Source organism: Cloacibacterium rupense, from assembly GCF_014645495.1.
Lineage (GTDB): Bacteria > Bacteroidota > Bacteroidia > Flavobacteriales > Weeksellaceae > Cloacibacterium > Cloacibacterium rupense.
On sequence record NZ_BMLV01000003.1, the window covers coordinates 35,658 to 49,094 of the forward strand.

Genomic DNA, 13,437 nt, shown 5'->3' on the forward strand with positions numbered 1-13,437 from the left:
TTTTATGATGGATAAATGATGGTTGATGAATGATAAATGATTGCTACAAATTAATGAAATTTTCACCAAATATTTTTAATCGTTTGAGATAAATTATTAACAATGAAAGTTTCTCCAGTTTTTTTACTATTCATCGCTTTTGCTAAAGGAGATTCTGCTGAAACGACGAATATTTTTTCTTGGTTAAAACTAAATTCGCCCAAAGAAACTGCAATAAAAAACTTACCTTTTTCAGTTTCTACAAAACTTCCTAAAGTTACAATTTTATGAGGATTTGGGTTGACGTTTTTTAGAATTTGTAAAGATTTCAAATGTTCATTAAGCTGCAATTGAAGGTTGTTGATTTCTTGTTGAAGCATTTCTCGGGAAGTTTCGTATTTATCTCCCATAGAACTTTTGGTTTCATTATTAGAAGCTCTTGTTTCGGCAATCAATTGTTCTAATTTCTGAATTTTCTCTGAAATTTTTTGGTGGATGATTTCTAAAAGTTGTGGTTTGTTCATTATATGATTTTGACTGAGACCAAATTAATGATTTTTTATTAAAAAGTCGGACCTAAGCCCGACTCTATTGATTTTACATTTAAATCAAATTTACATTTGACCTCAAAATTTTCTTACTTCTCAAAAACCAAATGTTCCCATTTGTACATTTCTATGGTAGGTTTTGTATCAAAATCGGTAGTTAGACCAGAGAAAAGACTTTTGAATTTACCTTTTACTGCTTCGTCTAGAATTTGTAATTTCAAATGCTGGGTTTCAGACAAATTCAAGATTACCAAAACCTCATCTTTTCCATTTTTTCTAAGATAAGCTAAAACTTTATCTGGTGCATTGGTCTGTAAAATTTGAGTACTTGCGTTAGGGTCACCACCTCTTAATGCTGAATTTTCAGATTTTAATTGGTATAATTTTTTGTAAAACTCTTCTAGTTTGTATGAGCCATCCCAAGGAATAGGGTCTTTTTCGAAGAATTCTAACCTTTTATTGAGCATTGGTAATTCTTGCCCAGAATACATGAGAGGAACCCCGTTCCAAGTAGCAGAAAACACTGCTAATGGTTTGGCCATTTCTCCATATTTTTCGTATTCTGTGCCATTCCAAGAGTTTTCGTCATGGTTAGTAGTAAACCAAGCTCTCATAGAACCGTCACCAATTGCCGAATATTTTTGTAATAAATCTGTAAGTTCTGTAATCGGCAATTTCTTTTTGTAGAAATCTTCAGTTTTGTGCATCCAAGTCCATGAATAAGAAGCATCAAAAACTTTTCCGTAATCTGGATTTTCTAACTCATCAAACTCTCCTAAAAAGAAAAGCGGTTTTATTTTTTCAACTTCTGGTCTTGCTTGTTGCCAAAAATCTACTTCTACCCAACTTGCCAAATCACAACGGAAACCATCGATATTGGTCTCTTGTACCCAATATTTCATAGCATCAATCATGGCGAGTCTCATTTCTTGATTTTTATAATCCAGCTCTATGATATCATCCATCCCTGAAGCTCTGTGGAAACTTCCATCTGCATCGTGAATGTAATATTCTGGGTGAGTTTTGGTCCAAACATGATCCCAACCAGTGTGGTTGGCCACCCAATCTATGATGACTTTGAAACCCATTTTGTGTGCTTCATTCACCAAATTTTTAAAATCTTCTAAAGTCCCAAATTCCGGATTAATAGAGGTATAATCTTGTGCTGCGTATGGACTTCCCAAACTTCCTTTTTTCTCTTTTTGGGCAATGGGTGTAATAGGCATAAACCAAAGGGTCTTCACCCCCATTTGCTGGAGTCTAGGCAATTCTTTTTGAAAAGCTTTGAAAGTGCCTTCTTTGGTGTATTGTCTTACGTTTACTTCATAGATATTGGTGGTATGCTTCCAGTCTGTACTCATTGTTTTTTCATTTTTTTGGATTCCACAAGAAATGAGTGAAACACCCAAAATTGCAGATAAAATTAATTTTTTCATAATAAAAATTTAGCTTGACAAAGGTAAGAATTGTAAAAATAAGAAAATAAAAAATCCGGAAAAAAGTTTCCGGATTAGGTATGAGTTTAATCAATTAATGATATCCATTTATATTTTAATCTTCATCTTCTTCATCTACGAAATCATCTCCATAGCCATCATCCTCTTCGTCATCTGTAGCAAATTCATCATCAAAATCATCTTTGAAATCTGAATCTAAGTTTACAAAATCATCATCTATAAATACCGCAGACGCAGCTTTGCTAGAACCTCCAGATTTACTTGGGGCTTTCAAAGGCACGTTGCCAAATCTGAAAACGGTAATAGGATAGTTTACCGCTGGTTTTTCATCGATAATTTCTACTAATTCGCAGAAAAATTCCCAAAGTTCAATTAATCCATACTGAAATTGAATTTTGTCACCTACTTTCTGGAAGGCTTCCATCAGGTAAACATCTGACATAATTTCGCCATCACCATCATCACTCATATCTTCCAATGGAACAGATTTTACTTCTATGCCTTCTTCATCTAAAAGGGTAAACATAGACAAATCATCACCTTGCAAGCTGAATGCGCTCTTAATTCCTAAATGTAAATTCCATAAAGTTTGCTTCTCTTTGATTTCAATATCTCTGAAAATACTGTCTTTGGAATCTAAAATTACTCTGATCTTATAAACCATATTTTACTTTTTACTAAACCTTTTGAGTTACTTCTTGTTGTAAATATTCTATTGATTTGGTATTAATTTCGGGGACAAAGATAAAACAAAAGAAATATGAGTTTTCAAAAAAATTCAATTTTTATTAATAAAAGTTTTTCTTAAATTCCCAGCGTTTTAATGATGCCAATTTACAGAAATTATTGAAATCACAAAGCTTTTTCTAAAGAAAATGTAAAGGTAGTTCCTTCTAGATAGGTACTTTCTACAGAAATATTTTGTTGATGAGCCTCTAGTATGTGTTTTACTATGGCTAAACCTAATCCTGAACCTCCGTCTCTTCTATTTCTACTACTTTCTACCCGATAAAACCTCTCAAAAATTCTAGGCAATGCCTCTGGCTTTATACCCATCCCATTGTCTGTTATTTGTATGGTTACCAGATTTTTTGCAGTGGTTGTTTTTATTCTAATTTGTGCCTCTTCTCGGTTGCTGTAATGAATGGCATTAGAAATTAAATTGATTAATACTTGTGATATTTTTTGTTTATCAGCATTCACAAATACTGGTAAAGAATTCTGTAAAATGAGTTTGGCCGTTCTATTCTGAGCTTCCATTTCTAGAAGTTCAAAAATTTCTCTAATCAGAAGATTAATGTCAAATTTAGAATAATGCAGAGATATTTCACCAGTTTCCAATTGGCTAATCATGTCCAAATCCTTTACAATATTCAGCAGCCTTTCTACAGATTTACCAATTCTCTCAAGATACTTATCTCTTATATTCAGGTTTTCTACAGCCCCATCTTTCAAGGTTTCTATATAACCTTGTATTGAAAAAAGTGGCGTTTTGAGCTCGTGAGAGACATTACCTAGATATTCTTTTCTGTAATCTTCCATTTCTTTCATCGTATCTATTTCTGATACGTTTTTCTGAATCATTTCTCCCAATTCTTTGAAATTGACAGTGTCTTCTTCGTAAATCATCTTATCTGGAAGAATGTCTGAGATTCTTTTGATTTGTTTTTTCCCGTAGGACTTAAACAAAAACTCTATCACAAAATAATTGATAAAAAAAATGAAAATTAAACTTATAAAAAGATAAAAATAGAAATGAGAATGATTGTCTGTAACTGTTTTTTGTGCATAATTAAAAAACACTACTATAGAGACCATAGCTACAGTAAGAAATAATGCAGCAGCTATAGAAAGCAAGTGATTTTTAATCAATATGGAAGCTCCGAAAAAAGAAATCTTCATGGGCAATCAATCAATTATACCGTAAGTTTATATCCAATACCCTTGAGTGTTTGTATAGAGTCATCACCTAATTTTTCTCTCAATCTTCTGATGTGTACATCTATGGTTCTTTCTCCTACAATCACATCATTTCCCCATACTTTGTCCAGAATTTCTTCTCTTTTAAATACTTTTTGAGTGTTTGAGGCTAATAGATAGAGCAAATCAAATTCTTTTTTGGGTAGCAAGAGATTTTCTCCGTTTTTGGTGACCTTAAAGTTTTCTTTATCAATGATTAAATTACCGAATTCTAAAACTTTTACTTGTTTTTCTGAAACTTGAGTGCTGAGTTGCAATAATGCATTTACTTTAGAAATAAGAACTTTTGGTTTGATGATTTTTACAATATAATCATTTGCTCCTGCCTCATAACCAGCTAACTGAGAAAATTCTTCGGCTCTGGCAGATAAAAATACGATTAATGTTTTTTGTAATTCTTTGATTTGCCTCATCTCTTGGCAAGTTTCTATACCGTCTTTCTCTGGCATCATTACATCTAACAAGATTAAATCAGGAATGATTTCTTTTGCTTTTGCTATACCTTCATTACCATTATTAGCGGTAAAAACTTTGTAACCTTCTTTTTCCAGGTTGTATGATAGGATTTCTAAAATATCCTGCTCATCATCTACTAAAAGAATTTTTTTGTCTTTCATCTATACTATTTAACCTTTCAAAATTAATAAAAAAACCAATGCATTGTTACGAAAAATTAAATTTTACAATTAATTAATATTCACCTCATTTTATTAAAATTTATTTAAAAATTAATTAAAATTTCCTAAACCAATCGAAACTCGAAATGGTTATTTCTTTGCGGCAAATAAAAATTAAAAATGAAGTATCAAAAAATCAGTCTTGCTGTTTTATTTCTATTTACAGGCAGTCAATTGATGTTCTCGCAAGAGACTAAAAAAGATTCTGTAAAAGCCAAAGAAAAGAGCATTGAAGGTGTACAACTAAAAGGCGCCAACAATAAAAAAACTGAAACTGCTATTTTAGGCGAACAGAGAAAAGCTATTGTGCAAAAGCAATCTATAGGTGCAGAAGAAATTTCTAGAAAAGGAATTTCTAACCTAGAACAAGGACTTACCAAAATCACGGGTATCAACACCGTAGAATCTAGAGGTTTATTTGTAAGAGGTTTAGAAGAAAGATACAACTCTCTCTTGGTAAACGGATTGGCAACACCTTCTAACAACCCTTTTCAAAAAATCATCGAATTGAAGCAATTTCCAACGGATATTGTAGGAAAATTCGATGTTTATAAAACATATAACGCCAATTTATATGGTGATTTTGCGGGGGCTACTTTTGACATTGAAACTCTAGTTCCTGAAAACTCTTTCACCAAGTTAGAACTATCTGTTGGGGTGAATACTCTAAGTTCATTCAGAAAGAATTTTAAAATTAACAAAAATGCCAACACAATGTCTGGATTCATTGGACTTAATTCTGAAGACAGACAACTTCCTGGTGAAGTAAATGGCTATAGACCAAGCGGAAAAATAATACCAAACTCTTCATTTAAAGACACTTGGAATGTTAACAATGTAAAATCATTACCTAATACTTCTATAGGATTGACTACATCTCAGCGTTACAAATTTCAAAATGGAGGTTCCTTAGGATTTTTATTAAATCTTTCTCAAAGTTCAGAATATGAATACAGAGAAGGAAATGACAATACTTTTGATACCAATGGTGAGTTTAAAAATAAACTCTACAAAAAAGAATACAATTACAACATACAATCTACAGCTTTATTAGGCTTAAGCTATAAAAAAGCAGGCACCAAAATAGATTTCAACGGTACATTCTTGCAAAATTCTTCTAATCAAATTCAAGACAATGACGGTTTTAAAGACAATAGACCTCAAGATATATTGTTTTTCCGTACCAACCAACAAGACTTGTCTAGATTAACAGACTTGCAGTTATTAGTTTCACAGAAAATTGGTGACAGACATCAATTCAAAGCTGGTGGAAGCTGGGTAAACAACTGGTTTCAACAACCAGATAGAAAAATTCTTTTTGGGACTAGAACCGGTGACAACAATCTATTAATTAGTTACGGAGGAAACAACCTCATCAGACAATATCTAGACATAAGTGGAGAAAATTATTTCTCTGGTATGGCAGAATACCAATTAGGCCTTGGTAAAAAACAGGAGGATAACTACTATCCTATCACCTTTACATTAGGATATAATGGTTTTGCCGACCTTAGAACCATGTCTTACCGATTTATCTTCGGATACACCGATAATCCTACCCAAGATATTATCAATATCGATAGACCAGATTCTTCTTTCTTAAATGCCAGTAACAATGGTAAATTAAATTGGAGAGAAAGTGACCAGCCTAATTATAAGTCTTTCTTATACCAATTTGTAAATGCTGGTTATACCAGTTTTAATTACAAACCAACAAAAGAATGGGATATTCTAGCTGGCTTAAGAGTCGAAAATAATATCAATATCACTAGGTATAAAAAAATTACGGATAACATCAATGGTAAATTCAATAGCATTACCAAAAATCAATACTATTTTTTACCTGCATTATCTGTTAAAAAATCTTTTGAAAACAAATCTAACCTTAGATTTGCCATCTCAAAAACCATTACCAGACCTATCTTAATAGAAACATTACCTATAGAATACATTAACCCTGATGGCAATAACATCTTGGGGAACTACGAAATTCCTAACACTTCTTTTGGTAAAGATTTCAAAGGACTAGACAATAGCCAAAACTATAATCTCGACTTAAAATATGAGATTTTCCCTAAAGCTTCAGAAGTATTTGCGATCAATGTTTTTGGAAAAATATTAGACAGAGCTATCGAAAGAGCTTTCTTACCTTCTTCTAACTCTACTGGTACGGTGACTACTTTTTTCAATGCGAAACAAGCAAAAATTGCTGGACTAGAGCTAGAAGGTAATCTCAACCTTAATAGAATTTCAGAAAGTTTAAAAAATTGGAGTTTAGGGGGTAACTTCACCTACTTATACTCTGAAGTTGAAAAATCTGACGCTCAAAAAGGAGAAACCAATTTCAATAGCAAAAGAGGTTTACAAGGTGCTGCACCATGGATGGTTAATGCAGATTTAAGATACGAATTTAAGAATTCTAACAATCTGAAAAGAACTGCCTCTTTGGTGTACAATGTATCTGCTGAAAAAATCTATGCAGTTGGTTTCGGAGGATTAGACCACGTGTACGAAAAACCTTTTCACCAACTCGATTTCATCTTACAATCTGAACTTTCTAAAAAAATAGATGTAAAATTGGGCATCTACAATATTTTAGACCAAACCTACAGACTAGATATGGGTGATGAAAGCACCGTAAAAATAAATGCTTCTAACCTAAGACTAGAAGATTATAAAAAAGGAGTTTCTTTTAACTTAAGCTTCGGAATTAAATTTTAATAAAAAGTATTAAATAAAAATAAAAAAATATCATGAAAAAGAACATTTTCAAACTATTAGCTCTTGCTACTATCTTCACCATCTCTTTACAATCTTGTACTGTAGAAATTATGGAAGACACAGACATCCCTACTACTGAAGGTGGTGGAAGTACTTCAGGAAACGTAATGTCTGGTTCTGGTACACTTACCGGAACTATTACCAAAGACTTGACGATTAAAAAAGGAACTTATTATATTGACGGATTAGTAAGAATTACAGATGGCGTAAAACTTACCATTGAGCCTGGCGCTACTTTTTACGCTAAAACAACTACTACCAGCGGTTTAATCATTTTAAAAGGCGCTAAAGCTTACATAGAAGGTACTGCTACAGAACCTATCGTTTTTACTACTGAATCAAAAAAACCTGGAGACTGGTGCGGAATTACAATCTATGGTGACGCCCCAATCAAAGCAAACGGTGGCGGTTCTACTGCAACTTCTGAAGACGGCCTTAACCAAATCTATGGTGGTACTGACGTAGGCTCTAACTCTGGGGTTTACAGATATTTGAGAGTAGAATATGGTGGTAAAAAAATTGGTGACGGTACTTCAGAATTTAACAATATCACCTTCTATGCAGTAGGTTCTGGTACTATCGTAGAAAACATTGTTTCTTACAAAGGTACTGATGATGGTATAGAATTCTTCGGAGGAACAGTTTCTGCCAAAAATTTCATCTCATACGGTAACTTTGATGACGCTTTCGACTGGCAAGATGGTTGGTACGGACAGGACAACAGCAATTGGTTCGCTTACCAAACCGGTACAGGAAACTTCGGTATGGAAATAGAATCTTCTAACAATGCTGATGCTAATTTCCCTAAGGTAGCAGGGGTTACCTTAATCAGAGCTGCAGGTACTAATCCAGAAGTAGCAGGTTCTTCTGAAATTTCTGCAATCCAGTTCAAAAAACACGGAAATGGTAAATTCACCAATGTGTATATTGATGGTTACAAAAACACAGGAGGTAAACAAGCTTATCCGGTACTTATCCAAGATTCTCCGACTGACATCAGCCAAGTAATTGCTAATAAAGTTCTAGTTTCTCCAATCAATGTTCTTAATTCTGACAATGCTGGAGTTTGGGGTTATGCAGGTTTCACTTCTACTGCTCCTAAAACCATTACCAACACTAGCACAGTGACTAAAGTTGCAATCACTGGAGGTGCTTGGTCTACTGTAGAAGGTGTAGATTTAACTTCTCTTTTAAAATAGTTGGTTTTCTTCATATCAATTTAATTATTACAGTTTGCGCCCCGAAATTATTTCGGGGCGCATTTTTTTAACTTAAATCTAAAATCGTAAATCAAAATTACTCTTCGTCTTCATACTGCTCTAGATAATAAGAAAAAGTAAAATCTTCTACCTCATCTTCGGCATCTTCTAAAGTAGTCAATAAATCTTCAAAAATTTCTAATTGCTCTACACTCATATTCACAAATTCTAGGTGTAACGGCATTTCTAATTCGCCAGTAATTACATCAAAAAGTGCATCGAGATTATCACCAAAATGCTCGGGTAAAGTCAATTTTTCTTTTAATTGAGCATAAAAATCTTCGTAATCACCAATTTCTAAAAAATCAATATATATTTCCATAATTCACATTTATAGTTGAACGCTTCGGGGTTTCCCTCTTTCAGAGGGGTGGCTTCGCAAAGCGAAGTCGGGGTGTTAAAAATGATTTCAAAAAATTCAATATTCAAAGTTAGTGAACTTTTTAGTTTTTAAATTTTCCAATGCTTACTTCTCAAAACTTTTTTACAGTTTTGGCAAAAATCTTTCTCTTCATCAGTTGGGTTTTTACCTTCTGCATCACGCATAAAACAGGTTTTATCTGAGCAATGTTTCAATCCTTGGGTATGTCCTAATTCGTGAATCGCTACTTTATAAAACTATTCACTTTTATTTTCAGCATTCAATCTAAAAGTAGAAGCAACACAAGCATTTCCTGGTCTGTAACCTAATCCCATCACTCCGAAATCTGCCACTTTTCCTTTGGTAACACTGATGTCTTTATTAGTAAGAGCCAAAGTGACACAATTTTCTGGAGTTTGGGTTCTTAAATATTTAATAATAGAATCTGCTCTATATCGATTTCTTGGTTCATAAAAAGCATTTTTTGGAAAATCAATAGGTTCTAATATCTTAATTTTAGGATAAATTTTTCTGATATTAGCCGAAATTTCAATTAATTGTTTGGGACTAATATCTTTAAAAGGTTGAATGATGATCGTTTTTTCTTCTGCGTTTTCAATGGCATTTTCCTTTGACTTTTCACAAGAAAAAATCAATAAAATAAAAATAAAGAAAAAAATATTTTTTTTAAAAACTTCCATCTTCTAACTTCCAGCAAATTTATTTCTCCTCGAAACTTCTGTAATGATCAAACGTTACGAAAACCAATCCGTCATTAGAAAAAACTACCCTATCTGCATTTCTGTTTCCGCAACGGTAATTAAGGTCTGCCTCGTAATATTTTCTGCCAGATTTTGTAGGAAGAGATTTTTGTCTGTTCGTCCAAATATCACCACCAATGGCTTTTCCGGGAGCTACTTCGCAGAGATTTCCTTTGCTAGGAACCCAACCCAAAGACTTGGCTTCAGATTTTGTGATGTAATATTCTGGTAATTCGCCGTGTTCTTTTAGATATTTTACAACAATCTCGTCATTGGTAAGTTCATCGATTTGATTACTTGAATTATTATTATTTTTTGTAGAAAAATCTGATTTTTCTTTTTCAAAATGGTCTTGATTTTTCTTTGATTTTTTTTCGTAAGAATAAGAATTATCTTGATTTTGAGTTTCAGATTTTTGATAAGAAATTTCTGTATTTTCTGATGTATTTTTTTTCTCGATTTTATAGTTATTGAAAAGATACATCAATAATAACCCTGCCACGAAAGCCAGAAAAATATAGAGAAACGATTTTTTGTTTTGCATAATTTATTTTAATCCTTGATATTTAAGTTTTAAATTCTAAATTTTCTTTATTGGCAATGTAAATAATTAATATTGAATAGATTAAAAAAACATACAATCCATATTTCACATCTGCAAATTCATCAATAAATTTAGATTTAACAAATAAAATTGTTGAAATTGTTAGCAAAATAATATTTACAATTCCCAAATTTCTCACTAAAAAATATCTTTTTTCCCAAGAAAAGACAATCATTAAAATTGAAAAAAGAATGACAATTGAATATAAAATTATAGCATAAAATTCTTTATCTCTGAAAAATTTTAGTTCAAAATCTTTCTCTTTAATCATTCTAAATGGATAATACGCAATTTCATATGCATTTAAATTAATTTCATTGCCAACATATAAACCGCCTTCTTTTTCAGTAATAATTTCTGTAACATTTTCTTTTTTATGTTCAATTTCTTTAATAGACTTATTGCTTTCACACATTCTCAAAAAAGGCATAAAGAAAATCAATAAAGCAATAGGTGTAATATATTTAGTTTTGAGAAATTTCATAAGTTTTGTTTTTAATTCAATATCAAATTTTAAACCAAATCTCCATTTCTCCAACTCTCCCATTCTCCCATTCTCCAACTCAATCTCTCCACTCTTCCGGAACATCACACACCGGAATTGGATTCATTTTATGTTGTGCCGCTTTGTGCATTCTGCTGAAAATTTGGTAAACTTCTAAATCTCTTCCGTTGTAATCTGCTTCGGTTTTGGTTCCCCATTCTTTTTGGATTTTTTCTAGTTCTGGATAAGTAGCGCCAATTTGTTGCTCATCGGTTCTATCCACATCCCAAAGTCCATCTGTAGGAATCGCATTTTTGATGCTTTCTGGCAAATCTAAAGCTCTTGCCAAAGCGTAAACTTCGGTTTTGTACAAATCTGCAATCGGCGAAACATCTACTCCACCATCACCATATTTGGTATAAAACCCAATCCCGAAATCTTCTACTTTATTGCCAGTTCCGCAAACGAGAAGTCCGTTAATTTGACCGTAATAATATAATGTGAGCATTCTCAATCTACTTCTAGTATTTGCAAAAGCGAGTTTTTCGGCAGGAAATTCGTCATCTTTTACATCAAAAGTTTTGTACAACGCTTCGAAAGGTTCATTCAAATCTACCGTGAAACCTTCTACATTTGGGAATTTATTTTTTAAAAAATCGATGTGTTCTAGTGCACGAGAAACTTGGTCTTTCTGCTGACGAATAGGCATTTCTAAAGTCAAAACTTTAAGGCCTGTCATGGCACAAAGCGTAGAAACCACACCAGAATCTACACCACCCGAAACTCCAATCACATACCCTTTTACGCCAGCTTTTGTAGCATAATCTTTCAACCAATTTACGATGTAATCTATTACTTTTTCTGTTTGCATATTTATTTTTTGTTTGATTTTGTTTGATTTTGTTTGAAAATTTCAAACTATTTTTATTTCTGACTTCCGTTTTTTAACATCCGACTTTTTTCATACCAAATACAAGTTCCGTCTGGCTCTTCGAAACTTCCTTTTTCTACGAAACCTAATTTCCTTAAAGTATGATTTGATGCTAGATTTTCAGAATGAGCATGTGCACAAATTTTATCTAAATTCATTTTATTAAAACCGTACGCTAAACTTGCTTTTGCAGATTCTGTAGCATAACCTTTTCCCCAAAATTCTGGCAAAAATCGGTAACCTAAATCATAAACATTTTTAAATCCATTAATTTCTTCGGTTAAATATTTTAGAAAACTCCAGCCTATCAATAAGTTGCTTTCTTTTTCTATCACTGCCAATCTTCCTATTCCGTTTTCTAAATATTGCTTTTGAATCATTTTGATGACTTCGGCAGATTGTTCTATTTTAGTTAAAGGTTTCTGTCCTACATATTTCATCACTTCTGGATTGCTATCTAGTAAAAACAATCTATCCACATCATCTTCTGTGAAAGGTCTTAGAATTAATCTTTCTGTTTCTATTCTGATATTCATCCTTTATTTCTTATTTTTGCGAAACTAAAACTGATGTAAAAATAATTAAAATTTTGCACGTATTCAGCGCAAACCACTGCTAAATTCTATTATAATGAAAAAAAATATATTGTTTTTATTACTTGCATCCCTTTCTTTTACCCTTTTCTCTTGTAATAAAGAAGAAAATGACCGTTGGAATGTAGAAGTAAAAACCTCTGAACCTGTAAAAATCACCGATATTTCTGCTGAATTTTACAATGAAAAAATTCCTTTTCAAGAATTTAAAGAGAAGTACAGCTTTTTTTTAGCACCGCAAGTTCCAGATGCTACTTATGAGAAAAAAAGAAACAATACTCTAGAGAGAAGAATGTATAAAAATGCTATTTCTCTCAATAAAATTCCTCAGCTGGAAAAAGATTTATCAGAATTATTTGCGCACGTGAAATATTATTTCCCAAAATTTCAAAATCCTAAAGTGTATGTGTTTTCTTCAGCTACAGAATTGTACCAAGAACCTATTTTATATATTCCAAACCAAAAAATTCTATTCATAGACCTTTCAGCTTTTATGGGCGAAAAATCTGAATATTATGAAGGAATAGATTATTACATCAAAAAAGATATGAATCCGGAAAATGTAATCACCAGAGTTTCCGAAACCATCGCTGTAGATTACGTACCAGTAACGCCAGACCAAAATAAATTTTTAGATAAAATCATTAATCAAGGTAAACTATTGACCTTGCAAGACGCTTTTTTGCCGAAAACACTAGACCAATATAAAATAGGATATGCTAAAAGTCAACAAGAATGGGCAGTTTCTAACGAAGAAAACATTTGGAATTATTTTGTAGAAAATGATTTGCTTTTCAGTGATGATGGTAATTTGAACGAGAGATTTCTAAACAAAGGTCCTTTTTCTAAATTTTACACCGAAATAGACCAAAAATCTTCGCCTAGAGTAGGTGCTTTCATCGGTTGGCAAATCTGTAGAAAATACCTAAGCGAACACCCCGAAGTAACCCTACAACAGTTTTTACAAAAAAACGCAACAGAAATATTTAACAATACTAATTATAAACCCAAAAGCTAATTGC

Annotated in this window: 15 protein-coding genes; 3 read left to right on the top strand and 12 right to left on the bottom strand. The window is 32.4% G+C overall.

What is annotated here, in order from left to right; translation table 11 throughout:
* Positions 1 to 62 precede the first annotated feature (62 nt).
* The 5 genes from IEW40_RS07790 to IEW40_RS07810 all read right to left on the bottom strand — a co-directional run bounded on the left by IEW40_RS07790 (position 63) and on the right by IEW40_RS07810 (position 4,581).
* Positions 63 to 503 (bottom strand): hypothetical protein, encoded by a 441-nt coding sequence (locus tag IEW40_RS07790; RefSeq protein ID WP_188617539.1) that lies wholly within the window; start codon positions 501 to 503, stop codon positions 63 to 65.
* Between the two features lie 113 nt (positions 504 to 616).
* On the bottom strand, positions 617 to 1,963 hold the full coding sequence (locus tag IEW40_RS07795) for an alpha-amylase family glycosyl hydrolase (protein WP_188617540.1): 1,347 nt from the start codon (positions 1,961 to 1,963) through the stop codon (positions 617 to 619).
* Positions 1,964 to 2,078: 115 nt separating this feature from the next.
* Positions 2,079 to 2,648, bottom strand: a complete 570-nt coding sequence (locus IEW40_RS07800; protein ID WP_188617541.1) for an IS1096 element passenger TnpR family protein — start codon at positions 2,646 to 2,648, stop codon at positions 2,079 to 2,081.
* A gap of 188 nt (positions 2,649 to 2,836) precedes the next feature.
* Positions 2,837 to 3,853 carry a sensor histidine kinase gene (locus tag IEW40_RS07805; protein ID WP_373283788.1) on the bottom strand — a complete coding sequence of 339 codons (1,017 nt, stop codon included), beginning with the start codon at positions 3,851 to 3,853 and terminating at the stop codon, positions 2,837 to 2,839.
* A 47-nt stretch (positions 3,854 to 3,900) separates the two neighbouring features.
* Entirely contained in the window at positions 3,901 to 4,581 is a 681-nt protein-coding gene (locus IEW40_RS07810) for a response regulator transcription factor (RefSeq protein ID WP_188617543.1), read from the bottom strand.
* 180 nt (positions 4,582 to 4,761) lie between these two features.
* Here IEW40_RS07810 and IEW40_RS07815 point away from each other — a divergent pair, with 180 nt between their 5' ends.
* Both IEW40_RS07815 and IEW40_RS07820 read left to right on the top strand, forming a co-directional pair.
* Entirely contained in the window at positions 4,762 to 7,362 is a 2,601-nt protein-coding gene (locus IEW40_RS07815; RefSeq protein WP_188617544.1) for a TonB-dependent receptor plug domain-containing protein, read from the top strand.
* A gap of 32 nt (positions 7,363 to 7,394) precedes the next feature.
* Positions 7,395 to 8,621: a beta-helix domain-containing protein gene (locus tag IEW40_RS07820; protein ID WP_188617545.1), complete on the top strand. Its 1,227-nt coding sequence runs from the start codon at positions 7,395 to 7,397 to the stop codon at positions 8,619 to 8,621.
* Between the two features lie 97 nt (positions 8,622 to 8,718).
* On the opposite strand, the gene IEW40_RS07825 is transcribed toward IEW40_RS07820, so the two are convergent.
* From IEW40_RS07825 to IEW40_RS07850, 7 genes are all read right to left on the bottom strand, one after another.
* Complete coding sequence (locus IEW40_RS07825; protein ID WP_188617809.1) at positions 8,719 to 9,006, bottom strand: barstar family protein; 288 nt, start codon at positions 9,004 to 9,006, stop codon at positions 8,719 to 8,721.
* Between the two features lie 125 nt (positions 9,007 to 9,131).
* Positions 9,132 to 9,284: a hypothetical protein gene (locus IEW40_RS14170; RefSeq protein ID WP_262891248.1), complete on the bottom strand. Its 153-nt coding sequence runs from the start codon at positions 9,282 to 9,284 to the stop codon at positions 9,132 to 9,134.
* 15 nt (positions 9,285 to 9,299) lie between these two features.
* The gene (locus IEW40_RS07830; RefSeq protein ID WP_229663407.1) at positions 9,300 to 9,743 is read right to left on the bottom strand and encodes a hypothetical protein; all 444 of its coding nucleotides are present in this window, start codon (positions 9,741 to 9,743) and stop codon (positions 9,300 to 9,302) included.
* 19 nt (positions 9,744 to 9,762) lie between these two features.
* On the bottom strand, positions 9,763 to 10,347 hold the full coding sequence (locus tag IEW40_RS07835) for a ribonuclease domain-containing protein (protein ID WP_229663408.1): 585 nt from the start codon (positions 10,345 to 10,347) through the stop codon (positions 9,763 to 9,765).
* A gap of 22 nt (positions 10,348 to 10,369) precedes the next feature.
* On the bottom strand, positions 10,370 to 10,891 hold the full coding sequence (locus IEW40_RS07840; protein ID WP_188617546.1) for a hypothetical protein: 522 nt from the start codon (positions 10,889 to 10,891) through the stop codon (positions 10,370 to 10,372).
* A gap of 79 nt (positions 10,892 to 10,970) precedes the next feature.
* Positions 10,971 to 11,762: an NAD(+) synthase gene (nadE, locus tag IEW40_RS07845; RefSeq protein ID WP_188617547.1), complete on the bottom strand. Its 792-nt coding sequence runs from the start codon at positions 11,760 to 11,762 to the stop codon at positions 10,971 to 10,973.
* A 53-nt stretch (positions 11,763 to 11,815) separates the two neighbouring features.
* Complete coding sequence (locus IEW40_RS07850; protein ID WP_188617548.1) at positions 11,816 to 12,358, bottom strand: GNAT family N-acetyltransferase; 543 nt, start codon at positions 12,356 to 12,358, stop codon at positions 11,816 to 11,818.
* 94 nt (positions 12,359 to 12,452) lie between these two features.
* On the opposite strand from IEW40_RS07850, the gene gldB reads away from it, so the two are divergent.
* Positions 12,453 to 13,433 carry a gliding motility lipoprotein GldB gene (gldB, locus tag IEW40_RS07855; protein WP_188617549.1) on the top strand — a complete coding sequence of 327 codons (981 nt, stop codon included), beginning with the start codon at positions 12,453 to 12,455 and terminating at the stop codon, positions 13,431 to 13,433.
* Positions 13,434 to 13,437 lie beyond the last annotated feature (4 nt).

What these genes read in the sequence shown, in the direction of transcription:
- nadE (WP_188617547.1), bottom strand. Translation starts at nt 11,762, where the DNA reads ATGCAAACAGAAAAAGTAATAGATTACATCGTAAATTGGTTGAAAGAT.
- IEW40_RS07840 (WP_188617546.1), bottom strand. Translation starts at nt 10,891, where the DNA reads ATGAAATTTCTCAAAACTAAATATATTACACCTATTGCTTTATTGATT.
- gldB (WP_188617549.1), top strand. Translation starts at nt 12,453, where the DNA reads ATGAAAAAAAATATATTGTTTTTATTACTTGCATCCCTTTCTTTTACC.
- IEW40_RS07850 (WP_188617548.1), bottom strand. Translation starts at nt 12,358, where the DNA reads ATGAATATCAGAATAGAAACAGAAAGATTAATTCTAAGACCTTTCACA.
- IEW40_RS07830 (WP_229663407.1), bottom strand. Translation starts at nt 9,743, where the DNA reads ATGGAAGTTTTTAAAAAAAATATTTTTTTCTTTATTTTTATTTTATTG.
- IEW40_RS07795 (WP_188617540.1), bottom strand. Translation starts at nt 1,963, where the DNA reads ATGAAAAAATTAATTTTATCTGCAATTTTGGGTGTTTCACTCATTTCT.
- IEW40_RS07835 (WP_229663408.1), bottom strand. Translation starts at nt 10,347, where the DNA reads ATGCAAAACAAAAAATCGTTTCTCTATATTTTTCTGGCTTTCGTGGCA.
- IEW40_RS07810 (WP_188617543.1), bottom strand. Translation starts at nt 4,581, where the DNA reads ATGAAAGACAAAAAAATTCTTTTAGTAGATGATGAGCAGGATATTTTA.
- IEW40_RS07790 (WP_188617539.1), bottom strand. Translation starts at nt 503, where the DNA reads ATGAACAAACCACAACTTTTAGAAATCATCCACCAAAAAATTTCAGAG.
- IEW40_RS07820 (WP_188617545.1), top strand. Translation starts at nt 7,395, where the DNA reads ATGAAAAAGAACATTTTCAAACTATTAGCTCTTGCTACTATCTTCACC.
- IEW40_RS07815 (WP_188617544.1), top strand. Translation starts at nt 4,762, where the DNA reads ATGAAGTATCAAAAAATCAGTCTTGCTGTTTTATTTCTATTTACAGGC.
- IEW40_RS07800 (WP_188617541.1), bottom strand. Translation starts at nt 2,648, where the DNA reads ATGGTTTATAAGATCAGAGTAATTTTAGATTCCAAAGACAGTATTTTC.